Here is a 25302-nt window from a genome sequence, read left to right as displayed (position 1 = left end):
TGCATATGGCGTTTCAAATTGTATTGAACGGGCTGCTAGCGCTGATCTGGATGCTGCTGTCGGGCGACGGCTCGTTCGTCGGCTTCGTCGTCGGGTATGCGATCGGATTCGTGTTTTTGTTCGCGTTTCGCCGATTTTTCCGCGTTCCCTTTTACGCGAAAAAGCTGTGGGCGATTCTGAAGCTGCTTGGCTTGTTTTTAAAAGAGCTCGTGCTGTCCAATCTGGTTGTCATCCAGCACATTTTACAGCCGAAGCTGAAGGTGCGGCCCGGCGTGTTCGCGTACGAGACGGAGCTTCGCTCCGATTGGGAAGTGTCCTTGCTCGCCTGTCTCATCACGCTGACGCCAGGCACGTTGACGCTGGAGGTGTCCCCCGATCAAGACACGCTGTACATTCACGCGATCGATATCGAGGACGCCGACGAACTGAAACGGCAAATTAAAGGCTCGTTCGAGCGGGCGATATTGGAGGTGACGCGGTAATGCTGAACACGGCGCTGGTAATCGCCTTGATCATTATTTCGTTGTCGGTGCTGGGGGCGCTCTATCGGGTCATGCGCGGGCCGTCGATGCCGGACCGCGTCATCGCGCTCGATATGGTCGGCATTCAGCTGCTGTCGATCATCGCGATCGTCTCGATCATGCTGAGGTCGGAATCGTACGCGGACATCGTGCTGCTCATCGGCATCGTGTCGTTTCTCGGCACGATCGCGTTTTCGAAATATATCGAAAGAGGGGCGGTGATCGAACATGATCGAGACGATCCAGGGAGCCGGTGAGGCGATCGTCGCCGTTCTCGTGCTGCTCGGCGCGCTGCTGTGCGCCGTCAGCTCGTTCGGGCTCGTCCGGATGCCCGACGTCTATTTGCGCTCGCACGCCGCGACGAAAGCGTCGACGCTCGGCGTCCTGTGTATTTTGCTCGCCGGCTTCTTGTTTTTCCTGTGGTTCCATGGGGTAGCGAGCGCGAAGATGCTGCTCGCGGTCGCGTTCGTGTTCGCGACGGCGCCCGTCGCCGGTCATTTGATCGGCCGCGCCGCGTACCGGACCGGCGTGCCGCTGTCGGAACGCAGCGTGCAGGACGATTTGGCGGAGGCGCTCGGACCGGAAGGCAAGGTGCAGCCCGGGGACTGACGCATTAGAACGGGCGGCGGGAAGCGAATTTACGGGAATCGGTTTTTTTGGATGTCAAACGGCCCTTCCTTGCATAAGATGTAGTGCACTAGGCGAACGCACACCGCCTCCGGGCAGGCGCGTTCGCGCGGGTACTTACATTTCGGCAAGGAAGAGGAGGGGACGTTTTGAGACTCCATATCGCAAGAGACGGAGATACGATTTCCGCTTTGTCGCAACAATACGGCGTGGCCCCGGAGCGCATCCGTTCGGCCAACCCGCAGCTTACCGCTGAAGGGACGCTTGCCAAAGGAACGAAGGTGAAAATTCCGACCGGTCCGGTCGCGATGAAGACGGCGCCGGCGGCGGAGCTCGCCGCGGCGAGAAGCGAGGAGGCCGCGTTCGCGGGCCTCGCGCCGACGGCGCCGCCCCGCGCGCCTGAGTCGTTCGCGGCGGCGCGGAACGAAGGCGCGGCGGGCGCGCTCCCGCAGGCGGCGGAGGCGTCCGTCGAAGCCGCGGCCGAAGCGGCGAGCGCGCTGCCCGTGGCGCCTTCGGCCGGCGAGACGGCGACGATCTCCGGTTGGCCGAACGCGGAGCTGCCGTTCGCGGCGTATCCGGCGGATGCGTACGCGAATGCGAACGCGAACGCGCAAGCGGCGCCGAACGCCGGCATTCCGGCCCATTATAAGACGGAAATGCCGGAGGCGAACACGTCGCCGCTGCACGTGAAGTGGAGCGGGATGGGCGACGAGCCGGCGCAGCACCCGTACATTACGCTGCCGACGCCTGCGGTGCCGGCGGGCTTGCCGATGTGGCCGATGGGTCCGTACGGCGTCGCGCCGATGGGGGTCGCGGGCGTGCAGGCGCCGCCGCCGTCATGGCCGGTGCCGTTCGGCGCGATGACCGAGCCGATGGCGCCGGCGTATGCGCCGTTCGGCGCTCCGGCGGCCGGCGACTGCGGCTGCGGCGGGAGCGCGGGCGCGGGCATCCGCCTGCCGTATGCGCTGCCGCTGCGGGGCGGGAATACGGCGCCGCAGGAGCGCGCGTTCACGAGCGCCATCCAAGGGCCGGAGTCTCCCGCGGCGCCTGCCGAAGCAGCGCCGGCCGCTGCAGCTCCGGTCGACGCAGCGGCGCAAGCGAAGGCGGACGAAGCGAAGGCATCGTCCGGCAAAGCGGGCCGCCAGCGGAAGGCGCGCGTCTCTTCCGGCACGGCCGCGCTCCGCTCGTTCCTGAAGCGCAGAGGCGCCGGCCGCCGTTCGGCGCCTCGCGGCTCGAAGCCGTGGATCCGCGACTGACACGATTGACCGACTGAACGATTGACCGACTGAACGATTGACCGAAGGACCGAAACGGCCCGTCGAATCTTCCGATTGTATACTCCTTTCCGCCGCTGGCTAGAATAGGGAATGTAACCTAAGCGGAATTTGTCAGGGGTGAAGGAAGTTCAATGGGCTTTTTCGGTCTTATTAAAAAACGGTTCAAAAAACGGCTGCGCCTAAAACGCCGCTGGCTGGCGCTCGGCATGCTTGCGCTGGCGGCCGGGCTGGCTTTTCTATACGCGTCCGCTTCCGGTTCGGGAGACGGCGAACCGCGGCGGCTCGGAGACGCGCTCTCCGTGTTCGCGCCCGGCGGCAAGCCGCCGGCGTCGCCGAGCGAGCTGACGCGGGAGGCGTCGGTCACGCTTCGTCGGCTGTATGTATGCGGCGAGGACGAACGCGCGCTAGGCGTCATGCCGCCGGAGAACATCGCGAAGCTCGCGGCCGACCATCCGGAGTGGGAGTTTTACGCCGTCGCCGCGGACAAAGTCGTCTTCACGGAGCATATCGACGACTTGTCCGACGCGTGCAAGGAAAACTCGTACATCGGCGTCGACGCGGGCGGCAATTTGACGCTGTTCCGCGGGCCGCCCCGCGAGGAACGCGCGGTGAAGACGTTCTTCCAATTGAATATCGAGCATTTGGAAAGCTCGCTGCCGGGCGAAGTCGTCCAGCAGCTGCGCGACGGCATCAAGATCACCGACATCGCGGACTACAACAGCGTGCTGTCGACGTTCAGCGATTACGCGATCGACGAGACGGAAAAAGTAATGAAGCCGGGCGCGTAAGCGGCGAACGGACGCCGGGAGGCGGAGGACGCGGCGGGTCAGGCGCGAAAAAGACGAGAGGATGGACGCTCTCGTCTTTTTTTTGGTATGATAACCTTCTAGGAATACATATGTTCGCTACAATGGCGGATGGGAGAGAGGACTTTTGAGAATTTTGGGAATCGACCCCGGCCTCGCCATTGTCGGGTTCGGGTTCGTCGACAAAATCGGCAGCAAGCTGCATCCGATTCAATACGGGTGCATTACGACCGAAGCGGAGACGGACCAAGGCGTACGATTGAAGCAAATCTACGAAACCGCGCTGCAGCTGATCGACAAATATCAGCCGGACGCCGTGGCCATCGAGAAGCTGTTCTTCAATAAGAACGTCACGACGGCGTTGTCGGTCGGACAGGCGCGCGGCGTGCTCGTGCTGGCCGCCGTTCAGCGAGGGCTTCCGGTGGCGGAGTACACGCCGCTGCAGGTGAAGCAGGCCGTGGTCGGCTACGGCAAGGCGGAGAAGCGGCAGGTGCAGGAGATGGTGCGCATGTTTTTGAACCTCGTGTCCGTGCCGAAGCCGGACGACGTGGCGGATGCGCTCGCCGTCGCGATTTGCCATGCGCATTCGTCGACGTTTTTGGACCGGATGAAAGGAAACGGGAACGGAGTACATAAACCATGATCGATTTTTTGCGGGGAAAACCAATCGCCGTCGACGCCGAGGGCATCGTGCTCGACGTGCGCGACGTCGGATATCGCGTCTTCTGCGCGAATCCGTACGCGTTCGCCGGCAAGGCGGAGCAGACGGTGACGCTGTTCATTCATTATCATGTGCGCGAGGACGCGGTGCAGCTGTTCGGCTTCGCGACGCGGGAGGAGCAGGCGCTGTTTCGCAAGCTGCTCGACGTGACGGGCATCGGACCGCGCGTCGCGCTCGGCGTATTGTCGGGCGGCACGCCGGAGCGCATCGTCAGCGCGATCCAGAGCGACGATCTGACGTTCCTGACGCGTCTGCCGGGCATCGGCAAGAAGACGGCGCAGCGCATCGTCCTCGATCTGAAGGACAAGCTTGACGGCATCGGCGTGCCGATCGGGCTCGGCGCGCTGGATGCGGGCTTCGCCGCCGGCGAAGCCGCGGCGGCGTCGACCGCCGCGGGCGCCGGGCTGCCGGCCGCATGGCGGGAAGCGAAGGACGCGCTCCTCGCGCTCGGCTATACCGACGCGGAGACGGAGCGCGCGTGGCGCGACGTGAAAGGGAAAGCCCAGCCGACGGACGGCGCGGACAAGCTGATCAAGCTTGCGCTGCAATCGCTCTATCAGGCGTAAAGAAATGGGAGAGAGGCTATGGAGGAAGATCGCATCATATCGGCCCACTTGATGATGGAAGACGCGCAAGTGGAATACAGCCTCCGGCCCCGCTATCTGTCCGAATATATCGGGCAGGGGCAGGTGAAGGAGAATTTAAAAATATATATCGAAGCGGCGAAGCTGCGGCGGGAAAGCCTCGACCACGTCCTGCTGTACGGCCCCCCGGGGCTCGGCAAAACGACGCTGTCGAACATTATCGCCAACGAGCTCGGCGTCAACCTGCGGACGACGTCGGGGCCCGCGATCGAGCGCCCCGGCGATCTGGCGGCCATCCTGACGAATTTGCAGGAGGGCGACGTGCTGTTCATCGACGAAATCCACCGCCTCCACCGCACCGTCGAAGAAGTGCTGTATCCGGCGATGGAGGACTACGCGCTCGACATCATCATCGGCAAAGGCCCGAGCGCCCGCTCGGTTCGGCTCGATCTGCCGGCGTTCACGTTGATCGGCGCGACGACGCGCGCGGGCCTCTTGTCCTCGCCGCTGCGCGACCGGTTCGGCGTCGTCTGCCGGCTCGAATTTTACACGGTCGACGAGCTGGCGTTCATCGTCTCCCGCGCCTCCGAAATTTTGGGCGTGCCGATCGCGCCGGACGCGGCCCGCGAAATCGGCCTCCGCTCGCGCGGCACGCCGCGGATCGCGAACCGGCTGCTCAAGCGCGTGCGCGACGTGGCGCAGGTGCGCGGCGACGGCGCGATCACGCGGGAGCTTGCCGATACGGCGCTGCGCATGATCCAGGTCGACGGGCTCGGTTTGGACGCGATCGACCATAAAATGCTGCGCGCGATGATCACGAGCTTCGACGGCGGGCCGGTGGGCTTAGATACGATCGCGGCGACGATCGGCGAAGAAAGCCAGACGATCGAAGACGTCTACGAGCCGTATTTGCTGCAAATCGGCTTCCTGCAGCGGACGCCGCGCGGCCGCGTCGTGACGCCGGCGGCGTACCGCCATCTCGGATTTCCTCCGAAGGGGGAGAACGCATGATGAGATATAAGCGGTTTTGGCTCGGCGCGCTGACGGCCGTCTCGGTGTTCGCCGCCGCGCTCGCGCCGCCGTCTCCGGCGGCGGCCGACGGAGGCGAGGCGGAGGTGCACGTCGCGCTGTTCGTGAAAACCAATACGTACCAATCGGCGGCCGGCGCCGTGACGCTGTCCGCGCCCGGCGGGCTTAGCGTCATGAGCAGCGACGGCGCCGCGTGGCACCGGACGGCGGATCAGACGAACGTCCGGGCGACGTTCGACGGCTTCCGCGTCGTCGTCGCGGAGACGACCGACGCGGTCAAGGCGGGCGCATTCGCGGACGACGTCAAGAAGGCGGGGCAGCCGGCGGCGGTCATCGCCCGGCCGGTGAAGGGCAAGATGACGTACGCGGTCGAAGCGGGACCGTACGGCGCCAAAGCGGACGCGGAAGCGGCGCGGACGGCGCTCGCGGGCAACGCCGCCGTCGCGGCGCGCCTCGCGGGCGCGGCGATGGCGCTGCGCGGACCGCTGTACGCGCGGGCAGGGACGTTCGCCTCGGAAGCGGAGGCGGTCGCTGCGGCCGGGCCGCTGTGGGACGCCGGCGTGTACGCGCAGCCGGTCGCGACGAACGGCGTAGGCGGCGCGGCGGCCTACGAGCTGTGGTACGGCGGGGCGGCGGACGCGGCGTCGCTGCAGCAGGCGATAACCGCCGCGTCCGCCGCGGTGCCGGGCATCGCCGCGACGCCCGTCGCTGCGAACGTGCGCTATGCGGCGCTTCGCACCGACGTGCTGCAGGACGCAGGGTTAGGCGCCGGCGTCCGGATGCTCGCCGTCGGCGGCGACGGGGCGAAACTGATCGCGCAGCCGGTCTCGGCGCAGGGCGCGATCCGCGTCGCCGAGCGGTTCGGCCGCTCGTACCGCGGCGCGATCGACGTGTTCGCGCACAACGGCGCGCTCGCGGTCGTCAACCGCGTCGCGCTCGAGACGTACGTCGCCGCCGTCGTCGGCGCGGAGCTGGACGCGTCGTGGCCGGCCGAGGTGCTGAAGGCGCAGGCGGTCGCGGCGCGCACGTACGTGCTGAAGCAGGGCTGGAAGTACGGTATCGCGCACGTCGCGGACACGACCGCCGATCAAGCGTACCGCGGCACCGAGCGCGAATCCGCGGCGGCGACCGGCGCGGCGCAGGCGACGGCCGGCGAAGTGCTGCGCCTTGCGAACGGTACGCTGCTGGACGCGTTCTACCACAGCAACGCGGGCGACCGGACGGCCGACCCGACGGAGGTGTGGAACGCCTCGATTCCGGGCATCGTTTCGACGCCGAGCCCGGACGACGCCGCCGAGCGGAACAAGCTCGTCTGGTATCGCGTCGTCATGGAGGGCGGCCGGATCGGCTATATTCGCTCCGACCTTGTCCGGCTGACGGGCGCGGTGAACAAGGGCGGCTTCCCGACCGGCGCCGTAGCGCAGGCCGGCGTCAACGTGCGGGCCGCGCCGTTCGTCAACAACGAAACGAACCCGTCGCTCGCGGTGCTGAACGAAGGCGCTCCCGTCACCGTCATCGGACGCGACATGGAGTCGACGGCGTACCAATGGATCCGCGGACCGATTCCCGCCGGCCAGCTGCAGCTGCAGATGGCGGCGAGCGGCGTCGCGCCGGCCGAGGTGGCGGCGCTCGGGGGCCTCCGGACGATCGAAGTGACGAAGCGGGGGGCCGCCAGCGGACGCGTGACGGAGGTCGCGGCGAACGGCCGGACGATTCCCGTCCTGCGGCCGGAGCAGTACCGGACGCTGTTCGGACTGCCGAGCTCCCGATTCGAAGTGGAGCAGACGGCCGCCGTGACGGTGCTCGGCGCCGGCGGGCGGACGACCGAACTGCCGTCCGCTTCCGGCCCGGCCGCGCTGTCGGCCGTCTCCGCCGGAGGCGCGGTCCGAACGATCTCGAGCGACGCGTACCTCATTACGGACGGCGACGGCACGGCGCGCGTCGCCACGAAGGACGCAGCGTTTCGGTTCCACGGCACGGGCTTCGGGCATGGCCTGGGCATGTCCCAGTGGGGCGCCTTCGGCCTCGCGGAGCTCGGGTATGACTACCGGAAAATATTGCTATACTACTATCGTGACGCAACGATTGCGAAGGAATGAAGCACTTGAACGTAGATCAATTCGATTTCGAACTGCCGGAGCGCCTGATCGCGCAATCCCCGCTGAAAGAGCGGACCGCCTCCCGCCTGATGGCGCTGGACAAGCGGACGGGCGCGGTGCGGCATTTACATTTTCCCGACCTGCTGGAATTGCTGCATCCGGGCGATCTGCTCGTGATGAACGATACGAAGGTGCTACCCGCGCGGCTGTACGGCTGGAAAGCCGACACCGGCGCGAACGCGGAGCTGCTGCTGCTGAAGGATCTCGGCGAAGGCCGATGGGAGACGCTCGCGCGGCCGGGCAAGCGGCTCCGCTCCGGCACCGTGCTCCATTTCGGCGACAGCAAGGAGGAGCCGCTGCTCGAAGCGACGGTCGTCGCGGAGACGGAAGACGGGGGACGCGTCGTGGAATTCCGCTACGAGGGCGTGTTTCTCGAAGTGCTCGAACGGCTCGGCACGATGCCGCTGCCGCCTTATATTAAAGAGCGCTTAGACGACCCGAACCGGTACCAAACCGTTTATGCGAAGCATCCCGGCTCGGCGGCGGCGCCGACGGCGGGACTCCATTTCACGGAGCAATTTCTCGATCGCGTCCGGGAGCGCGGGGTACGCACCGCCCCCGTAACGCTGCATGTCGGCCTCGGCACGTTCCGGCCTGTCTCTGCGGAGACGGTGGAGGAGCACCGGATGCACGAAGAATACTACGAGGTGCCGGAGGCGACCGCGCGCCTCATTCGCGAAACGCGATCGGCCGGCGGCCGCGTCGTCGCGATCGGCACGACGTCCGCCCGCACGCTGGAGACGGCGGCCGCTCGCATTCTAAGCGGGGAAGACGACGATCTGCGCGGCTGGACGAACATTTTCATTTACCCCGGCTACGAATTCAAGCTCGTCGACGCGCTGCTGACGAATTTCCATCTCCCGAAATCGACGCTGCTCATGATGATCAGCGCGCTGGCGGGCAGAGACAACGTGCTGGCCGCGTACCGGGAAGCGGTGGAGCGGGAATACCGCTTCTTCAGCTTCGGCGATGCGATGTTCATATCTTAGAAGGGAAGTAACGAACCTTTATGGCGGCGATAACCTACGAACTGATCAAAACGTGCAAACAAACCGGAGCCCGTCTCGGCCGCGTCCATACGCCGCACGGCAGCTTCGACACGCCGGCGTTCATGCCGGTCGGCACGCAGGCGACGGTCAAGACGATGAGCCCGGAGGAAGTCAAAGAGATGGGCGCGGGCATCATCTTAAGCAACACGTACCATCTGTTCCTGCGTCCCGGTCACGAGCTGGTCAAAGAAGCGGGCGGGCTGCATAAATTTATGAATTGGGATCGCGCCATTCTGACCGACAGCGGCGGCTTCCAGGTGTTCAGCTTGAGCGAGCTGCGCAAAATTACGGAGGAAGGCGTCCATTTCCGCTCGCACCTGAACGGAGACAAGCTGTTCATCGGACCGGAGAAGGCGATGGAGATCCAAAACGCGCTCGGCCCCGATATTATGATGGCGTTCGACGAATGCCCGCCGTGGCCGGCGGACGAAGCGTACGTCAAGCAGTCGACGGAGCGGACGTCGCGCTGGGCGGAGCGTTGCCTGAAGGCGCACGCGCGCCCGCACGACCAAGGGCTGTTCGCCATCGTGCAGGGCGGCATGTTCGCCGATTTGCGCAAACAGAGCGCCGCCGATTTGACTTCCATGGATTTCCCGGGGTATGCTATTGGTGGACTGAGCGTCGGGGAGCCGAAGCATTTGATGTACGAGATGCTGGAAGCGACGACGCCGATGCTGCCGACGAACAAGCCGCGCTATCTGATGGGCGTCGGATCGCCGGACGCGCTGATCGAAGGCTCCATGCGCGGCGTCGACATGTTCGACTGCGTACTGCCGACGCGCATTGCGCGCAACGGCACGACGATGACGAGCCGCGGCCGCCTTGTCATCCGCAACGCGCAATTCGAGCGGGATTTCGGGCCGCTCGATCCGGAATGCTCGTGCTACACGTGCCGCAACTATTCGCGGGCGTATATCCGCCATCTGATCAAAGCGGACGAGACGTTCGGCATTCGGCTGACGACGTACCACAATCTGTACTTCCTGCTCGACTTGATGCGCAAAGTGCGCCAAGCGATCCTCGAAGATCGCCTCGGCGATTTTAAAGAAGAGTTTTTCGACCGTTACGGTCTGAATGCTGAGAACGCCCGGGGTTTCTAACCCGGTGACCATTCAAGGAGGCATCGTACTATGTATTTGTTGACGCAGCAAGCCGCCGGCCAAGGCAACGTTTTGATGTCGCTGCTCCCGTTCGTCCTCATGTTCGCTATCTTTTACTTCCTGCTCATTCGCCCGCAGCAGAAGCGCGCGAAGACGCGGAACATGATGCTCGCGAACGTGAAGAAGGGCGACAAGGTCGTCACGATCGGCGGTCTCCACGGCAAAATCGTCGAGCTGACGGACGACACGATGGTGCTGCTCGTGAACGATTCCACGCGGATGACGTTCAACCGCAGCGCGATCGACAGCGTCGTATCCAGCGCGGCGTCCGAATAAGGTACATACCAAAAAACCGTTCCGGTTCGTTCCGGAACGGTTTTTTTCGATGGTCCATCCATTACTTCCGCATGTTAACCCCGATCATGCCGCCAAGCGCGCCCGCGGCGAAGGAGAGCGCCAGCAGAATGAGCGTATACGACGTGAATGCGGCGTCGTAGCTCAGGAATCCTACCAAAATAACAACGACGCTGTACAAAATACCCATCATGCCGCCGTAATACCACCCCTTGCGCCCGGAGCGCAGACCGGTCGCCCAGCCGCCGATGAACAGCGACACGCTGTGGATAATATAAACCGACGTCGTGACCGAGCCTTCCTTCATGCCGGTGAACTTGATCAGCAGCGACGCGACGACCGTCGCGGCCGCCATGCATACCAGCGAAACCATTAAACCTCGAAGCACTGGGGAGCCCACCTTCACGCCGGAAGACACGCTTTTCATCGGATTCATTCAGGATCGACCTCCGCACGATTTCAAATTCGTAATACGCTTACTACACCATATGGCCAAGCTTCCGAAAAAAGACCAAGCTGCCAAAACTTACGTCGCTGCGCGCTGCATGCGCCCCCTTGCGTGCGGTCAGAATACCCAATGCAAACCACCGTTTACATACGACCGCGCAAGGAGGGCGAACATGGAGGCGGTAACGATCTTTTCTAGGACGGTGCTGATTTACTTCATCATCTACCTTGTTCTGCGCGTCATGGGGAAACGGGAAATCGGCAAGCTGTCCGTCTTCGATCTCGTCATCTCCATCATGATCACGGAGATGGCCGTCATCGTCGTGGAAAACCCGAGCCGCCCGATTTGGGAAGGCATCCTGCCGATGTTCGTGCTCGGCATCCTGCAAATCCTCATCGCTTACATCACGCTGAAGAGCAGGGTGCTCCGCAAATGGTTCGAGGGCAGCCCGAGCTTCGTCATCCAAAACGGCAAGCTCGATCGGGACGAAATGCGCCGTCAGCGGTACAGCTTGGACGACTTAATGCTGCAGCTGCGCGAGAAAAACATCACGAACGTGGCGGACGTCGAGTTCGCGGTGCTCGAGCCGACGGGTCAGCTCACGCTCGTGAAGAAGGACGAATTCCGCCTGAAGCCGGAAACGTCGGCGTCGCCTCCCGCCAAAGATACGGCGAACTTCCGCTACGAAGGGCTGCCCGTGCCGCTCATCATGGACGGGAAGGTGCAAAACGACGGCCTAGAGAAAATTGGGCAAACCCGGTTTTGGCTAAAGCGCGAATTGGAAGCGCGCGGCGTGAAGGACGTCAAAGACGTGTTCCTGTGCACGATCGATCACCGCGGCAGATTGTATATCGACAAAAAGTAACGCTATTTGCGGCGGAGGAACGGCACGCGGCCGAAGTCTTCCTTGTCGACGAGCCGCAGCAGCAGCACGAGCGCGACGTACAGGGCGGCCGACGCCGCGCCGGCGGCGAAAAACCGAAGCAGCGGCGAACCATGCCATTCGGTCAGGAACAGCCACTGCGCGACCCAGCCGATCGCCGCGGCAGCGGCGGCCGTTTTCACCACGTCGAGCGCGGGAAACCGGAATTTCACGAGCCGCACGACGCTGTTCCAATGCAAAATCGTAACGAGCGCGATGTTGACGTTGATCGCCGCGAGCACGCCGTAGATGCCGTACTGCGGCTGCGTCGCGAGCACGTAAATAAGCGTCAGCTTGATGGCCGCGCCGTAGAACGTGTTAAGCAGAGCGGTGCCCGGCCGGTCGAGCGCCTGCAGCGTCGCCTGCAGCGGCCCTTGGAAATAGAGGAACACCGCGACGGGCGCCATGAGCCGCAGCATGCCCCCGACTTCCGCATCGTTGTACAGGAAGTAGCAGATCGGCTCCGCCAATACATACATCAAGACCGCGAACGGCGCGCCGGTGACGAGCGCAAGGCGCAGGCTTTGGTGCAGCCGCATATGAATCTGCGCCCTGTCGCCTCGCGCGGCCGCTTCGGCGAGCGTGGGCACGAGCGAGACGGACAGCGAATACGTCAGCACGCCCGGCAGCAGCAGCACGGGGATGACCATACCCTGCAGCGAGCCGTACTGCGCGGTGGCGGCCGCGACGGCGACGCCCGCGATCGCGAGCGCCTTCACGGTCATGACGGATTCCAGGAAGTACGACGCCGAGCCGACGAGGCGGCTGCCCGTGACCGGCAGGGCGATGCGCAGCAGCTCTCGCAGCGACGCCGCGAATCGGCGGGACGTCCCGGCGCTCCCGATCTGGGCCGTGTGGAACGCCTTGTAGGCGGAGCGGGTGCGGACGTACTGGTAGACGATAACCGCTAGGCCGCAGCACTCGCCGACGGTGACGCCGAACATGGCGCCCGCGGCGGCGACGGCGAGACCGTGCGGCAGCAGCACGTACGCGAAAACGAGCATCGCGGCGATGCGGAACACCGTCTCCGCGGTCGTCGACAGCGCCGTAGGGATCATGTTCTGCCGGCCTTGGAAGTAGCCGCGGAAGACGGAAGAGATGCCGACGATGAGCAGCATCGGGCTCATGGCGAGCAGCGTGTAGTAGACGCGCTCGTCGTTCAGGAGCTCCGTCGACATCCACGGAGCGAGCGCCCACAGCGCGGCGGTGAACGCGATCGCGATCAGCACGGCCAGTCCGAGCGCGAGGCGCAGAACGTCCTTCGCCTTCCGTTCGTTGCCCTCGGATTCGGCCGCGGCGACCATTTTCGCGACGGCGAGCGGAATGCCGCCGGTGATGACGGTCAGCAGGACGACGAGCAGCGGATACCCGAGCTGGTACAGCCCGACGCCTTCCGCGCCGATGACGCGGGGTAGCGTGATGCGGGGAACGAAGCCGAGAATGCGGTTGAGGAGCCCGGCGGCGAGCAGGATCATCGTGCCGCGGATGAACGATTGTTTGGTCATGTACACACGCGCCCTTTCCGGAAAGCCGCTAGACAATACGGCGTATATATTCCATGGTTATGAGGCGTGTCCCACCATCATGCGCGGATTTGTGTTACAATGGAAACATTCGATGCGTACGGAGGGACGATGGGGTCATGACCGATTGGGAACGGGACGACGCGGCCGAGGCCGAAGCCGAGGCGGCGCCTCTGGACGAGCAGGACTTGAATGCCGTGATCGAGGAAATTTGCAACAGCAAAGCCGACGAGTTTCGAATGCTCGGATATGACAGCGTCACGGGGAGAGACGTATGGGATTGCGTCAGCTCGAAATACAAGGAACTTCCCCCGCTGCATCGGCTCGTGAACGACATCATGTCGCTGCGGGTGACGGGGCTTATGAACTGGATGACGCTGAGCGCGTGGAAGCAACCGGATATCGGTCCGAAGCCGTGACGAACGGCATGTCATAGGCGCAGCCCAGGCTGCGCCTTTTTCGCGGCACCCTTTTTTGACTCGCTTTTTTGCGGTGGTTATAATGAGACTATTGGACAAGGGAAGGGAGCAAGACAACCTGCTATGGATAAGAAACGATTCGCGGCCTTCATCCTGAGCGTACTCATCACCCTGGGCGTCGTCGCCGGGACGAGCCTGCAGCTCGCGCAAGGCATCAAGCTCGGGCTCGACCTCAAGGGCGGGTTCGAGATTTTGTACGTCGCAGCCCCGCTCGAGGGTGGCTCGGAAGTGACTCAGGAATCCCTTCGGGAAACGGCGCGCAGCCTCGAGCAGCGCGTGAACGCCATCGGCGTCTCCGAACCGGAGATCACGCCGGAGGGCAAGGACCGGATCCGCGTCAAAATCGCGGGCGTACAGAACGAAGCGGAGGTTCGCGAAATTTTGAATAAACCCGCGGAGCTGACGTTCCGCGGTCCGGACGGCAAGAAGGAGATGATCGGCAGCGACTTCGTGCAGGGCGGCGCGTCGGTGCAGTTCGACCAAGCCGGCCAGCCATATATCGCGCTGAAAGTGAAAGACGCCGAGAAGTTCCGCAAAGTGACGGAGAAGCTGCTCGGCCAGCCGCTCGCCATTTATTTGGACGAGACCGAGCTGTCCGCGCCGTACGTGCAGGCCGTCATCGCAAGCGGCGAAGCGTCCATTACAGGACGCTACACATATCAAGAAGCGAAGGAATTGGCGGACATTATCAACTTGGGCGCGCTGCCGCTTAAGTTGTCCGAGAAGTATACGCAGAGCGTCGGCGCGACGCTCGGTCAACAATCGCTCCAAACGACAGTGTTCGCCGGCATCATCGGTCTCGTCGTCATTCTGATCTTTATGGCCGCCGTCTATCGCATTCCGGGGCTGATCGCGACGGTCGCGATTCTCGCATTTACCTGGCTGCTGCTGCTGGCGTTCCGGCTGATGGGCGTCACGTTGACGCTGCCCGGCATCGCTGCGTTCGTGCTCGGCATCGGGATGGCCGTCGACGCCAATATCATCACGTACGAGCGAATCAAGGACGAAATCCGCGCAGGGAAGAAAGTGTCTTCCGCGCTGCGCGCCGGGTCCAAGAACAGCTTCCGTACGATTATGGACGCGAACCTCACGACGATCATCGCGGCGGCTGTCATCTTGTTCATCGGCTCCAGCTCCGTCAAAGGGTTCGGCGTTATCCTGATCGCCAGCATCGTGGCGAGCATCATTACGAACGTCCTCTTCTCCCGGTTGCTGCTCAGCCTGCTTATCCGCAGCCGAGCGTTCGATCATCCGAAATATTTCGGCGTGAAGGAGGACGAAATCCGTGCACTATAAAATTTATCTAGATTTCATCAAGCATCGGAGCAAATTTTTCCTGTTCTCGATCGCCATCACGGTGCTCGGCATCCTTATGCTGGCGATCGCGGGACTCAATTACGGCGTCGATTTCCGGGCGGGCACCAATATGGACATCGAGGTCGGCAAACCGATCACGCAGGCCGAAGCCGACGCCATCATCGCGGAAGCCGGCTACGAAGGGGTGCGTCCGACGATCGGCGGCGACGGCGACCGCGTCACCGTCCGGTTTCCGGAAACGTTGACCAATCAGGACGTCGAAAAGGTCGAAGGCTTGTTCAAAGCCAAATTCGGCGACCAAGTGTCGCGCGAAGTCAACACCGTCGATCCCGAGCTCGCTCGCGAGCAGCTGCGGCACGCGATCATCGCGGTGCTCGTCGCCAGCCTCGGCATCATTGCGTACGTAAGCATCCGGTTCGAATGGCGCTTCGCCATCGCGGGCATCGTGGCGCTGCTGCACGACGCGTTCATCGTCATCAGCGTATTCTCGATTTTCCGCCTGGAAGTGAACCTGCCGTTCATCGTGGCGGTGCTGACGATTATCGGTTATTCGATCAACGATACGATCGTTATCTTCGACCGGATCCGCGAAAACTTGCGTTTCGCGAAGCTGAAAAACGAAGACGATTTGGCGGAGATCGTCAACGCGAGCATCTGGCAGACGTTTACGCGCTCGGTCAATACGGTCGTCACGGTGTTGGTCGCGGCGGTCGCGCTGTTTATTTTCGGCAGCGAGTCCATACGTTTGTTCTCGCTCGCGATCATCATCGGTTTGATTGCCGGCGCATATTCTTCCATTGGGATCGCGTCGCCGATCTGGTACGTGCTTAGAAAAGGGAGTATCGGGAGGGCGAAATGACGGAACAACGGTTCGCGAAAGCGGAATTCGCCGCTTGGATCGGCATTTTCGGCAATTTGTTTCTGGCGGTCATGAAAGGCGTCGTCGGTTTTCTGTCGGGCAGTAAAGCGCTCATCGCGGACGCGGCCAATTCCGCGTCCGACGTCGCCGGGTCGTTCGCCGTGCTGATCGGTTTGCGCGCGGCCAAGCGTCCGCCGGACAAAGACCATCCGTACGGGCACGGGAAGGCGGAATCGATCGCGGCGATCATCGTTTCGGTGCTGCTGCTGCTCGTTGGCTTCGAGGTCGCGAGAGCCGCCGTCGTCGCGATGTTTTTTACCGAGGGAGGCGTCCCCGTGCCGGACGCTTATGCGATTTGGGCGCTCGTCGCCGCGATCGTGATCAAGGAAGTTTTGTTTCGTTATAAATACCGTTTGGGCACGCAGTTGAAATCGCAGGCGCTCATCGCGACCGCTTGGGATCACCGGAGCGACGTAATGGCGTCGTCGGCGGCGCTCGTCGGCGTCGCCGCGGCGGTGATCGGAGGCCGTTACGGCATCCCGTGGCTTGCATACGCCGATCCGGTGGCGGGCTTGTTCGTCGCGATGCTCGTGCTTCGCATGGGCTACAAACTGATTATGGAGTCGATTCACAATACGCTCGACCACGTCCTTCACGGGGAGGACGCGGAAGAGCTCGTGCAGACGGCCCAGAACGTGAAGGGCGTCATCACGGTCGACGATCTGCGCGCGAGAGAACACGGACATTACGTGATCGTGGACGCGAAAATCAGCGTCAATCCGAGAATCACCGTCTTGGAGGGGCACGATATCGCGAAAGCGGTCAAACACGAGCTTATGTCGAAGTTTTCTCATGTTTCGGACGTCTTCGTACACGTCAATCCGTACGACCCGGGGTTCCCCTACAAAAGCGCGGGAGACGCGTCGCAGGACGATTACCCGACGCTGCTCCATTGACGCCGCAGATTTTTAAGGAGGACGCTCATGCTTACACCGAAGACGCGCTGGTCGATCGGCACTCCCGATTCCGCGCTCGTAGAAGAACTGACGAAGAAGCTGGGCATTCGTCCGCTGCTCGCCGCGCTGCTTGCCGCCAGAGGCCACACCGCGGAGGAGGCGGCCTTTTTTCTGTCCGGAGAGCTTACGTTTCATGATCCGCTGCTTTTGAAAGGCATGCCGGAAGCGGTCGCCCGCATCCGGGAGGCGGTCGCCAAGAAGGAGAAGCTGCTCGTGTACGGCGATTACGACGCCGACGGCGTGAGCAGCACGTCGCTCGTCCTTCGGCTGCTGCGGATGCTCGAAGCCGATTTTACATACCGCATCCCGCATCGGGTGCAGGACGGATACGGCTTGCACACCCACTATATCGAAGAGGCGCACCGGGAAGGCATCTCGCTGATCATCACGGTCGATACGGGCATTACGGCGGTAGAGCAGGCGGAAGCGGCGAAGTCGCTCGGCATCGATTTGATCGTGACCGATCATCATGAGCCGCCGGAACGACTGCCTGATGCGCTGGCCGTCGTCAATCCGAAGCAGCCCGGCTGCGCGTACCCGTTCAAGGGGCTCGCCGGCGTCGGCGTCGCCTTCAAGCTGGCGCAAGCGCTGCTCGGGCGAGTGCCTGAGGAACTGGCCGAATGGGCGGCGCTCGGAACGGTGGCCGATTTGATGCCGCTCACAGACGAAAATCGATCCATCGTGAAGCTAGGCTTGCAGCGCCTGCGAACGAAGCCGCCGGTCGGCTTCGCCGCGCTGCTGCGCGTCTCCGGCGTCGAACAGCACGAGGTCACGTCGCACACGATCGGCTTCGGCCTCGCGCCGCGCATCAACGCCGTCGGACGCCTTGAGAGCGCCGACGACGCGGTGAGGCTGCTCGTCACCGACGACCCTGTCGAAGCCGACGCCATCGCTCGCCGCCTCGACGCGCTCAACAAGGAGCGGCAGCGAATGGTGGAGACGGCCGCCGCGGAAGCGGTCGAGACGGTGGAACGGGAAGGCGGAGCGGGCGACGCCATCGTAGTCGCTTCCGAACGATGGAATCCCGGAATCATTGGCATCGTTGCTTCCCGGTTGGTAGAGACGTATTACCGACCTACGGTCGTGCTGTCGATCGACCCGGAAACGGGCTACTGCAAAGGATCGGCCCGCACGATCCACGGATTCCACTTGTACGATGCGTTAAAGGCGTGCGAGTCGATGTTCGGTCATTTCGGCGGGCACGAGTCCGCGGCGGGGTTGTCCATGCATCGAGACGATCTGGAGGCGTTCGCCGCGGCATTTCGGAGCGAGGCGGCCTCGCGGCTGACGGAAGAGATGAAGGTGCCCGTCACCCATATCGACGCGGAGCTTGAGGTCGCGGACATTACGTTGGAAGCGATCCACGAGCTGGACAAGCTGGCGCCGTTCGGCGCCGCTCATCCGGCGCCGAAATTCGCGGTTAGGCGGGCGTTCGTGCAGGACGCTTCGGTCATCGGCAAGGATAAAAACCACGCCAAGTTCCGGCTCTCCGAAGGCGACCGCACGCTGGACGCGGTCGGCTTCGGCATCGGCGACACGGTTCGGCGCATCGCGCCCGGCTCGGTGCTCTCCCTCGTCGGGGAGCTGTCGATCAACGAATGGAACGGCCGCAGAACGCCGCAGATGATCGTCAAAGACGTCGCGGTGTCCCACGTTCAGCTGTTCGATTGGCGGGACGCGGCTACGGCGTCCATCTTCAAGGAGCGCTGGGAGCGGACGGCTTCCGCCGACTGGCGCCCGGCGTTCCTGCTCGGCGCGCACGAGGAGCCGCCGGTCGCGCTCTCGGCATGGTGGAAAACCGTGCCGGCGTATCGGCTGTCCGACGACGGCGAGCAAGGTGCCGTTCCCGCGAACGCGCTCGGCCGGGAACGACCGCTGTCCTCGGCGACGGATCTGTTTTTTGTAAATTGCCCGTTCCCATACGCGCGGTTTCATCTTATACTGAAACGGGAAACTTCCATAGGGCGCTTATACGCCCTTGATTTCGGCGAGTACGGCAGCGGCGGGGCGATCGTCGACCGCGATATTATCAAACGGGCGTACGTGTGCATCCGAGAACTGCCGGAAGGCGCCGAGGAGGAATGGATCCGAACGGTCGCCGGCAAAGCCGGCATCGGGATTCAATCCGCGAAGCTGGCGATTCGCGTCTGCAAGGAGCTGCGTTTCGCGGAAGAGGGCGTTCGACCGGGGACGCTGCGCGCCGTCGTTGCGCCCGCAAGGCGGGAACTGACGGAATCCCGAGCATTCGCGTTGGAGCAGGAAGCCGCCGCGGAACGGCTGGCATGGAAACGAATGACCGCAGAGGCGCTGCGCGAACGGCTGCTCGGACAGTCGACGCGCGAAGGCTTCGAATACGGAATACGAACGACGGAGGCAGTGGGATGAGCATCGATTTTAAAAAACATATTCGGGTGATCGAGGATTGGCCGCAGCCGGGCATCCGCTTTAAGGATATTACGACGCTGCTCGGCGATGGAGAAGTGTACCGTTCGGCGATCGACCAGATGAAGGACATGGTGAAGGACAAGCAAATCGACGTGATTTGCGGACCGGAGGCGCGCGGCTTCGTCGTCGGCGCTCCGCTCGCGTACGCGCTCGGCGTCGGCTTCGTGCCGATTCGGAAATCCGGCAAGCTGCCGTACGAAACGATCGAAGCGAAGTACGATCTCGAGTACGGCAAAGATACGCTCGCCATGCACAAGGACGCCATCAAGCCGGGCCAACGGGTGCTGATTGCAGACGATCTGCTCGCGACCGGCGGCACGATCTCGACGTGCATCGATCTCGTTCGCCAGCTCGGCGGCGAAGTGATCGGCGCGACGTTCTTGATCGAGCTGTCGTACTTGAACGGCAGAGACAAAATGAAAGGCATCGAAGTCCAATCGTTGATAACGTATTAACGAATTAAAAATCGCCCCTCGGCATGCCGGGGGGCGATTTTTCACGTACTATTCGTTTTTCAGCTTCGTAATTTCAAGCACCTTGAAGAACAAGCTCAGCAGAATCGCGACCACAGTGGCGAGCGCCATGCCCTTAAGCGAAAAAGTGCCGACGGTAAACGTCGCGCCGCTGATGCCGATGACAAGCACGACGGCCGTCAGGATGAGATTGGTCGCTTTCGAATAGTCGACTTTCGTTTCGATCAGCATCCGGATGCCGGAAGCGGCGATGACGCCGAACAGCAGGATCGATACGCCGCCCATGACCGGCGTCGGGATCGAGCTGATGAGCGCAGCCAGCTTGCCGACGAACGACAACACAACTGCGATTACGGCGGCGCCGCCGATGACCCAAACGGAGTATACGCGCGTAATCGCTAAGACGCCGATATTTTCGCCGTACGTCGTGTTCGGCGTCGAGCCGACGAAGCCGGATGCGAGCGTAGACAATCCGTTGCCGAGCAGAGAACGTCCGAGCCCCGGTTCTTTCGTCAAATCCTTGCCTACAATGTTGCCAGTGACGATCAGATGGCCGATATGCTCCGCGATGACGACAAGCGCGGCGGGAGCGATGATCGCGATGCTGGCGGCATCCCATTGGGGCGAGGTGAACGTCGGCAGCCGGAACCATTTCGCTTCGGCGACGAGCTCGAAGGACACCATTCCCATTAGCGCGGCGAACGCGTAACCGGCTACGATGCCGAACAAAATCGGGATGATTTTCATAAATCCTCGGAAGACGACAGAGCCGAGGATCGTAATCAACAGCGTGACGACGGAGACCGCGACCGCTTTCGGATCCGGGGACCAATCCTGCGGCAACACGTTTTCAGGGGGAATCCAGCCTGCCATCCGCGCTGCGGCCGGAGCCAGCTCGAGGCCGATGACCGCGACGATCGCGCCCATGGCGGCCGGCGGGAACACAACGTCGATCCATTTCGTGCCGACGACCGAGATGAGCAGCGCGACGACTGTAAAAATCGCACCGACGACCACGAAGCCGCCGAGCGCTTTGGCGTAATTCCCGCCCGTCGCTCCCAGCACCACGAATACGGGCGACAAGAACGCGAAGCTTGAGCCGAGGTAAGCTGGGATTTGCCCTTTGCATAAAATAAGATAGAACAACGTACCGATCCCGTTCATCAACAGAATCGTTGCCGGATCGACCTGAAACAGCACCGGTACGAGCACCGTAGCGCCGAACATGGCGAATAGATGCTGCAGCGAGAGCGGTAGAGCTGTCAGGATCGGGGGCTTTTCGTTCACGCCGATGGTGCGCGAGTGGTGGGACATGGAAAACATCGACTCCTCTGAAAAAAGTAGCGTGACAGCATTCGACATGGTTCGAATGAATTCGACCTAAACGATATCGTAGCAAAAGTCACATTAAATGTCAGCCTATAATTTTCCTCGAATCACGACCGTTCTTGACGGAACCCCTTAACAAGGGGATAATGGTAAACAAAATTTATGTTTTAGGGGTAAACACAAGTCTATGGAAGAACGGCAGCCCACAGGGATCGAGCAGCTGATCGAGAAGGCATCTTCATATATCAAAGAAGCCGACCTTGCGCGGATCCGGGAAGCGTACGAGTTCGCCGAAGCGGCACACCGCGGCCAGACCCGAAAATCCGGCGAGCCGTACATTCTGCATCCGCTTGCCGTGGCCGACATTTTGGTAGGCATGCAGATGGATGCGACCACCGTTATCGTGGGTTTGCTGCACGATGTCGTGGAAGATACGAACGTGACTACGCAGGATCTCGAGGCGAAATTCGGGAGGACATGCGCCGCGCTCGTCGACGGACTCACCAAGCTCGAAAAAATTCGATTTAAGTCGAAAGAAGAGCAACAGAACGAAAACTATCGCAAAATGTTCGTCGCCATGGCCCAGGACATCCGGGTCATTCTTATTAAGTTAGCCGACCGGCTTCATAATATGCGGACGCTGAAGTATCAATCCGAAGAAAGCCAGCGGCGCATTTCCGAAGAAACGCTCGAAATCTTTTGCCCGATCGCCCATAGACTCGGTATGGCGGCGATCCGTTGGGAGATGGAGGACATCTCGCTTCGGTATTTGAACCCGCAGCAATACTACCGGATCGTCAACCTTATGCAGAAAAAACGCGCCGAGCGCGAACAGCATATCTCCGAGGTCATGGAAAAAATCCGCGAGAAGCTCAAGGAAATGGGTATCGATGCGGATATTAGCGGGCGGCCGAAGCATATCTACAGCATTTATAAAAAGATGGTCACCCGCAACAAGCAGTTTAACGAAATTTACGATCTTCTCGCGATCCGAATCATTGTCGAGAACGTGAAGGATTGTTATGCGACGCTGGGCATCATCCACACGCTTTGGAAACCGATGCCGGGACGCTTCAAAGACTATATCGCGATGCCGAAGCCGAACATGTACCAATCGCTCCATACGACCGTGATCGGTCCGAAAGGCGAGCCGACGGAAGTGCAGATCCGCACGTACGAAATGCATCGAACGTCCGAATTCGGTATCGCGGCGCATTGGGCGTATAAGGAAAACAAAGAAGGCTCCTCGCAGGCGGCGAATCTGGGTACCTTCGAGGAAAAAATGACGTTCTTCCGCGAAATTTTGGAGCTGCAGCACGAGGCGAAAGACGCGGCGGAATTTATGGAATCGCTGCGAATGGACTTCTTCACCGATTTGGTGTACGTCTTTACGCCGAAAGGCGAAGTCATCGAACTTCCGGCCGGCTCCGTGCCGCTCGATTTTGCGTACCGCATTCATACCGAAATCGGCAACCGAACGATCGGCGCGAAAGTGAACGGCCGGATCGTCCCGCTGGACCATCGTCTCCAAACCGGGGACATCGTGGAAATTTTAACGTCGAAGCATTCGTACGGGCCAAGCCAGGACTGGCTGAAAATCGCTCAATCCTCGCACGCTCGGAGCAAGATCAAGCAGTGGTTCAAGAAAGAAAAGCGCGAGGAAAACGTCGAGAAGGGCCGCGAAGCGCTTGAACGGGAAGTGAAACGCCTCGGCTTTGACCCGCAGGAGATACTGGTCGACGAGAAGCTGCTGGAAACGGCGAAGAAGTTCAACTTCAACGACATCGAAGATATGTTGTCGGCGATCGGCTTCGGCGGCATTACGGCCGCCCAAATTGTAACCCGCTTAACGGAAAAACAACGCAGGGAAAACGAAGAAGCCGCTCAGCTGCAGCTGACAAGCGAAGTCCGCGAGCTGAAGCCGGCTTCCGCCGCGCACAAAGTGCGCCCGCGCTCGACGCAGGGCGTGCGGGTGAAGGGTGTCGATAACCTTCTCGTCCGGTTCGCGCGCTGCTGCAACCCCGTACCCGGCGACGACATCATCGGCTACATTACGCGGGGGCGCGGCGTATCGGTTCACCGGGCCGATTGTCCGAACGTCGCGCTGCCGGAAGACGCGGCCGACGAAGCGAACCGCGTCATCGAAGTCGAGTGGATCGGCGCGGCGGAGGCGAATTACAGCGTCGATATCGAAATTACCGGACACGATCGCCGCGGGCTGTTGAACGAAGTGCTCCAAGCGGTGTCCGAGAGCAAAACGAACATGTCCGCCGTATCGGGCCGTTCGGATAAAAACAAAGTAGCGTTGATTCACATGACGATACTCATTCGAAATACGGAGCATCTGCATTCCGTAGTCGAAAAAATCAAACGCGTGCGCGACGTGTATTCCGTTCAGCGCATCATGCAGTAGAAAGCGAAAGGCGGTCGACATCATGCGCGCGTTGCTGCAGCGCTGCAAGACGGCAAGCGTCTCCGTCGGGGGCGAAACGGTCGGCGCTATTGACGCCGGGCTCGTCGTTCTGCTCGGAGTGACCCATGAGGACACCGAAGCGGACGCGGCGTATTTGGCGGACAAAGTGGCGGGCCTCCGCATCTTCGAGGACGAAGACGGCAAAATGAACATCTCCGTCGCCGATGTCGGCGGAGCGATTCTCTCCGTGTCGCAATTCACGTTGTACGGCGACGCCCGTAAGGGCAAACGCCCCAACTTCATGGCCGCCGCCCGCCCGGAGCAGGCATTGGCGCTGTATGAACGATTTAACGCGCTGCTGCGGGAAAAAGGGTTGACGGTCGAAACCGGCCGCTTCGGGGAAATGATGGACGTATCGCTCGTCAATTGGGGCCCCGTGACGATTTGGCTGGACAGCAAAGCATAATGAACAAGCGGCCTTCCTTTACAGGGAAGGTTTTTTGTTTTGTTCGGAATGTTCCGGGGCAAGCTTCTTCTCGGGTTTCATCTTGCACTTTCGCTTTCCCGCACCTTGAGAGAAGCGGTTGGCTATTGCCCCTTTTGTCGCATTCCGTTTCGATTTCCTTTACTCAGCAACGGTTCGTGAGCGGTGAGACACCAGTGCCTCTTTTGTCGCATTCCGTTTCAATTCCCCTTGCTCAGGTACGCTTACACCGCATTCCGTTACAATTCCTTTTGCTCAGCGCAGCGACGATTTGCATGGCTTTGCTACAACGAAATCCCGATGAACAAGCTTGTCTGCACCTATGTGCATGTGGCATTCCGTATCAATTCCCTTTGCTCAGGTATGACTTACACCAAACTACTTCCCACAACAATATCCGAGTGGACTCCCTGTCTTAAAAGAAGGTGATCCACCAACGCCGCTTTTGTCGCATTCCGTTGCAATTCCCTTTGCTCAGCGCAGCGACAATTTGCATGGCTTTGCTACAACGATATCCCGATAAACAAGCTTGCGCTGCACCTATGAGTGTGTCGCATTCCGTTTCAATTCCCTTTGCTCAGCAACAAGCGCAAGACAAAGAGCTCGCAGCAATTGCGTATCCCAAGCGATTCCTTTTGTTGGGAGTTTATGTTCCAGGGTATTTGCAAGGTTTACCAATGGGGATTATAAACAAACTATCATTAAAATGGGAAACTTTGTACCCTGCAATGGTTAGTGTAGAAGTATCGCTTTGTCTCCAGTGTTTTCGTTAGAATACAGCAGGTGTTTTCCAAGTCGATAACTCGAACGATAATCCGAACTATTGCCTGGGCAATCTTTTGGGGACGGTTGCCCACAGCCACGTATGACTTACCCGGCTATAGAGGCAGATGGGCAGTACGATGCCGACATCGTCCGCTCGTAAACGGCGCGACCGAACATCATTTGTTCCCATGCAGCCTTCAAGGGGATGCCTTGGGATATGCAATTCCAACGAAACGCGTATTCGTCGAGATAAAGTTGCAAATAGGTGTTGCCGATGCTGCCAAAGACGGAGTAGAGCCAGTGTTTCGCGTCTTCGGCAATAAATCGAAGTTGGCTTTTGGCCATGCCGAAAGAGGAGAGCGGGACGAATTCGCGCGAATCCGGAAACACGTTTTGGGCGAAGTGTATTTTCCCGTCTCTCGTCAATCGTTTCCCATCCAACAATTGCGTTGGAACGGGCTTGAACTTGACGGCTGAAGCTTTCCCGGTGCGATTGTCCATGGAACCCCCGATAAGAATAACGCGTTCTCTGCGATAAAGGGCATGCGTAATGAAGAAATAAGGACCGAGCACTTGGAGGCCGGCGTGAACGGTCCCTAAGA

Annotated in this window: 25 protein-coding genes; 21 read left to right on the top strand and 4 right to left on the bottom strand. The window is 61.2% G+C overall.

What is annotated here, in order from left to right:
* Window positions 1-5 precede the first annotated feature (5 nt).
* The 12 genes from VE009_RS19260 (at window position 6) to yajC (ending at window position 10209) form a co-directional block, all read left to right on the top strand.
* A complete protein-coding gene (locus tag VE009_RS19260) occupies window positions 6-482 on the top strand; it encodes a Na+/H+ antiporter subunit E (RefSeq protein ID WP_325010413.1) in 477 nt (158 codons plus the stop codon).
* Window positions 482-778, top strand: coding sequence for a Na(+)/H(+) antiporter subunit F1 (locus VE009_RS19255; protein ID WP_325010411.1), 297 nt, complete (start codon window positions 482-484; stop codon window positions 776-778). The genes VE009_RS19260 and VE009_RS19255 overlap by 1 nt, the downstream gene beginning before the upstream one ends.
* Window positions 750-1130: a monovalent cation/H(+) antiporter subunit G gene (gene mnhG, locus VE009_RS19250; RefSeq protein WP_325010409.1), complete on the top strand. Its 381-nt coding sequence runs from the start codon at window positions 750-752 to the stop codon at window positions 1128-1130. The genes VE009_RS19255 and mnhG overlap by 29 nt, the downstream gene beginning before the upstream one ends.
* Window positions 1131-1297: 167 nt before the next feature.
* Complete coding sequence (locus VE009_RS19245) at window positions 1298-2404, top strand: LysM domain-containing protein (protein WP_325010407.1); 1107 nt, start codon at window positions 1298-1300, stop codon at window positions 2402-2404.
* A 152-nt stretch (window positions 2405-2556) separates the two neighbouring features.
* Window positions 2557-3213: a BofC C-terminal domain-containing protein gene (locus tag VE009_RS19240; RefSeq protein ID WP_325010405.1), complete on the top strand. Its 657-nt coding sequence runs from the start codon at window positions 2557-2559 to the stop codon at window positions 3211-3213.
* Between the two features lie 145 nt (window positions 3214-3358).
* Window positions 3359-3874 carry a crossover junction endodeoxyribonuclease RuvC gene (ruvC, locus tag VE009_RS19235; RefSeq protein ID WP_325010403.1) on the top strand — a complete coding sequence of 172 codons (516 nt, stop codon included), beginning with the start codon at window positions 3359-3361 and terminating at the stop codon, window positions 3872-3874.
* On the top strand, window positions 3871-4518 hold the full coding sequence (gene ruvA, locus VE009_RS19230) for a Holliday junction branch migration protein RuvA (RefSeq protein ID WP_325010401.1): 648 nt from the start codon (window positions 3871-3873) through the stop codon (window positions 4516-4518). Before ruvC ends, ruvA begins: the two co-directional genes overlap by 4 nt.
* Before the next feature lie 18 nt (window positions 4519-4536).
* Entirely contained in the window at window positions 4537-5547 is a 1011-nt protein-coding gene (ruvB, locus tag VE009_RS19225) for a Holliday junction branch migration DNA helicase RuvB (RefSeq protein ID WP_325010399.1), read from the top strand.
* Entirely contained in the window at window positions 5544-7664 is a 2121-nt protein-coding gene (locus VE009_RS19220) for a SpoIID/LytB domain-containing protein (protein WP_325010397.1), read from the top strand. The genes ruvB and VE009_RS19220 overlap by 4 nt, the downstream gene beginning before the upstream one ends.
* 5 nt (window positions 7665-7669) lie before the next feature.
* On the top strand, window positions 7670-8713 hold the full coding sequence (queA, locus tag VE009_RS19215; RefSeq protein WP_325010395.1) for a tRNA preQ1(34) S-adenosylmethionine ribosyltransferase-isomerase QueA: 1044 nt from the start codon (window positions 7670-7672) through the stop codon (window positions 8711-8713).
* Between the two features lie 20 nt (window positions 8714-8733).
* Window positions 8734-9873 carry a tRNA guanosine(34) transglycosylase Tgt gene (tgt, locus tag VE009_RS19210; RefSeq protein ID WP_325010392.1) on the top strand — a complete coding sequence of 380 codons (1140 nt, stop codon included), beginning with the start codon at window positions 8734-8736 and terminating at the stop codon, window positions 9871-9873.
* Window positions 9874-9903: 30 nt separating this feature from the next.
* Window positions 9904-10209: a preprotein translocase subunit YajC gene (yajC, locus tag VE009_RS19205; RefSeq protein ID WP_325010390.1), complete on the top strand. Its 306-nt coding sequence runs from the start codon at window positions 9904-9906 to the stop codon at window positions 10207-10209.
* Window positions 10210-10270: 61 nt separating this feature from the next.
* On the opposite strand, the gene VE009_RS19200 is transcribed toward yajC, so the two are convergent.
* Window positions 10271-10663, bottom strand: coding sequence for a TIGR04086 family membrane protein (locus VE009_RS19200; protein WP_325010388.1), 393 nt, complete (start codon window positions 10661-10663; stop codon window positions 10271-10273).
* 184 nt (window positions 10664-10847) lie between these two features.
* Between VE009_RS19200 and VE009_RS19195 the strand changes: the two genes are divergently transcribed.
* Window positions 10848-11540: a DUF421 domain-containing protein gene (locus tag VE009_RS19195; protein WP_325010385.1), complete on the top strand. Its 693-nt coding sequence runs from the start codon at window positions 10848-10850 to the stop codon at window positions 11538-11540.
* 2 nt (window positions 11541-11542) lie between these two features.
* Here the strand turns inward: VE009_RS19195 and spoVB are convergent, their stop codons facing one another.
* Window positions 11543-13102 carry a stage V sporulation protein B gene (spoVB, locus tag VE009_RS19190; protein WP_325010383.1) on the bottom strand — a complete coding sequence of 520 codons (1560 nt, stop codon included), beginning with the start codon at window positions 13100-13102 and terminating at the stop codon, window positions 11543-11545.
* Window positions 13103-13239: 137 nt separating this feature from the next.
* On the opposite strand from spoVB, the gene VE009_RS19185 reads away from it, so the two are divergent.
* From VE009_RS19185 to VE009_RS19160, 6 genes are all read left to right on the top strand, one after another.
* On the top strand, window positions 13240-13539 hold the full coding sequence (locus VE009_RS19185) for a post-transcriptional regulator (protein WP_325010381.1): 300 nt from the start codon (window positions 13240-13242) through the stop codon (window positions 13537-13539).
* 123 nt (window positions 13540-13662) lie between these two features.
* A complete protein-coding gene (gene secD, locus VE009_RS19180; RefSeq protein ID WP_325010379.1) occupies window positions 13663-14895 on the top strand; it encodes a protein translocase subunit SecD in 1233 nt (410 codons plus the stop codon).
* Window positions 14885-15775 (top strand): protein translocase subunit SecF, encoded by an 891-nt coding sequence (gene secF / locus VE009_RS19175; RefSeq protein WP_325010377.1) that lies wholly within the window; start codon window positions 14885-14887, stop codon window positions 15773-15775. The genes secD and secF overlap by 11 nt, the downstream gene beginning before the upstream one ends.
* On the top strand, window positions 15772-16731 hold the full coding sequence (locus VE009_RS19170; RefSeq protein ID WP_325010375.1) for a cation diffusion facilitator family transporter: 960 nt from the start codon (window positions 15772-15774) through the stop codon (window positions 16729-16731). Before secF ends, VE009_RS19170 begins: the two co-directional genes overlap by 4 nt.
* Before the next feature lie 27 nt (window positions 16732-16758).
* Window positions 16759-19176, top strand: coding sequence for a single-stranded-DNA-specific exonuclease RecJ (recJ, locus tag VE009_RS19165; protein ID WP_325010373.1), 2418 nt, complete (start codon window positions 16759-16761; stop codon window positions 19174-19176).
* Between the two features lie 2 nt (window positions 19177-19178).
* Entirely contained in the window at window positions 19179-19691 is a 513-nt protein-coding gene (locus VE009_RS19160) for an adenine phosphoribosyltransferase (protein WP_325010620.1), read from the top strand.
* A gap of 48 nt (window positions 19692-19739) precedes the next feature.
* Here the strand turns inward: VE009_RS19160 and uraA are convergent, their stop codons facing one another.
* Window positions 19740-21023, bottom strand: a complete 1284-nt coding sequence (gene uraA, locus VE009_RS19155) for a uracil permease (protein ID WP_325010371.1) — start codon at window positions 21021-21023, stop codon at window positions 19740-19742.
* Window positions 21024-21225: 202 nt separating this feature from the next.
* Here uraA and VE009_RS19150 point away from each other — a divergent pair, with 202 nt between their 5' ends.
* Together VE009_RS19150 and dtd are read left to right on the top strand one after the other, a co-directional pair.
* Window positions 21226-23451 (top strand): bifunctional (p)ppGpp synthetase/guanosine-3',5'-bis(diphosphate) 3'-pyrophosphohydrolase, encoded by a 2226-nt coding sequence (locus VE009_RS19150; RefSeq protein ID WP_325010368.1) that lies wholly within the window; start codon window positions 21226-21228, stop codon window positions 23449-23451.
* Between the two features lie 22 nt (window positions 23452-23473).
* On the top strand, window positions 23474-23917 hold the full coding sequence (gene dtd / locus VE009_RS19145) for a D-aminoacyl-tRNA deacylase (protein WP_325010366.1): 444 nt from the start codon (window positions 23474-23476) through the stop codon (window positions 23915-23917).
* Window positions 23918-24805: 888 nt separating this feature from the next.
* On the opposite strand, the gene VE009_RS19140 is transcribed toward dtd, so the two are convergent.
* On the bottom strand, window positions 24806-25302 hold a 497-nt coding region (locus tag VE009_RS19140), incomplete at its 5' end, for a hypothetical protein (protein ID WP_325010365.1).

The organism is Paenibacillus sp. (genome assembly GCF_035645195.1).
GTDB lineage: Bacteria > Bacillota > Bacilli > Paenibacillales > YIM-B00363 > Paenibacillus_AE.
Note: the sequence above shows the minus strand (reverse complement) of the source record. Positions and strands in the feature narration are given on the sequence as shown.

Coding starts and splice junctions, on each gene's coding strand:
- VE009_RS19260 (WP_325010413.1), top strand. CDS start 6: ATGGCGTTTCAAATTGTATTGAACGGGCTGCTAGCGCTGATCTGGATG.
- VE009_RS19255 (WP_325010411.1), top strand. CDS start 482: ATGCTGAACACGGCGCTGGTAATCGCCTTGATCATTATTTCGTTGTCG.
- mnhG (WP_325010409.1), top strand. CDS start 750: ATGATCGAGACGATCCAGGGAGCCGGTGAGGCGATCGTCGCCGTTCTC.
- VE009_RS19240 (WP_325010405.1), top strand. CDS start 2,557: ATGGGCTTTTTCGGTCTTATTAAAAAACGGTTCAAAAAACGGCTGCGC.
- ruvA (WP_325010401.1), top strand. CDS start 3,871: ATGATCGATTTTTTGCGGGGAAAACCAATCGCCGTCGACGCCGAGGGC.
- ruvB (WP_325010399.1), top strand. CDS start 4,537: ATGGAGGAAGATCGCATCATATCGGCCCACTTGATGATGGAAGACGCG.
- VE009_RS19220 (WP_325010397.1), top strand. CDS start 5,544: ATGATGAGATATAAGCGGTTTTGGCTCGGCGCGCTGACGGCCGTCTCG.
- tgt (WP_325010392.1), top strand. CDS start 8,734: ATGGCGGCGATAACCTACGAACTGATCAAAACGTGCAAACAAACCGGA.
- yajC (WP_325010390.1), top strand. CDS start 9,904: ATGTATTTGTTGACGCAGCAAGCCGCCGGCCAAGGCAACGTTTTGATG.
- VE009_RS19200 (WP_325010388.1), bottom strand. CDS start 10,663: ATGAATCCGATGAAAAGCGTGTCTTCCGGCGTGAAGGTGGGCTCCCCA.
- VE009_RS19195 (WP_325010385.1), top strand. CDS start 10,848: ATGGAGGCGGTAACGATCTTTTCTAGGACGGTGCTGATTTACTTCATC.
- spoVB (WP_325010383.1), bottom strand. CDS start 13,102: ATGACCAAACAATCGTTCATCCGCGGCACGATGATCCTGCTCGCCGCC.
- VE009_RS19185 (WP_325010381.1), top strand. CDS start 13,240: ATGACCGATTGGGAACGGGACGACGCGGCCGAGGCCGAAGCCGAGGCG.
- secD (WP_325010379.1), top strand. CDS start 13,663: ATGGATAAGAAACGATTCGCGGCCTTCATCCTGAGCGTACTCATCACC.
- VE009_RS19170 (WP_325010375.1), top strand. CDS start 15,772: ATGACGGAACAACGGTTCGCGAAAGCGGAATTCGCCGCTTGGATCGGC.
- recJ (WP_325010373.1), top strand. CDS start 16,759: ATGCTTACACCGAAGACGCGCTGGTCGATCGGCACTCCCGATTCCGCG.
- uraA (WP_325010371.1), bottom strand. CDS start 21,023: ATGTCCCACCACTCGCGCACCATCGGCGTGAACGAAAAGCCCCCGATC.
- VE009_RS19150 (WP_325010368.1), top strand. CDS start 21,226: ATGGAAGAACGGCAGCCCACAGGGATCGAGCAGCTGATCGAGAAGGCA.
- dtd (WP_325010366.1), top strand. CDS start 23,474: ATGCGCGCGTTGCTGCAGCGCTGCAAGACGGCAAGCGTCTCCGTCGGG.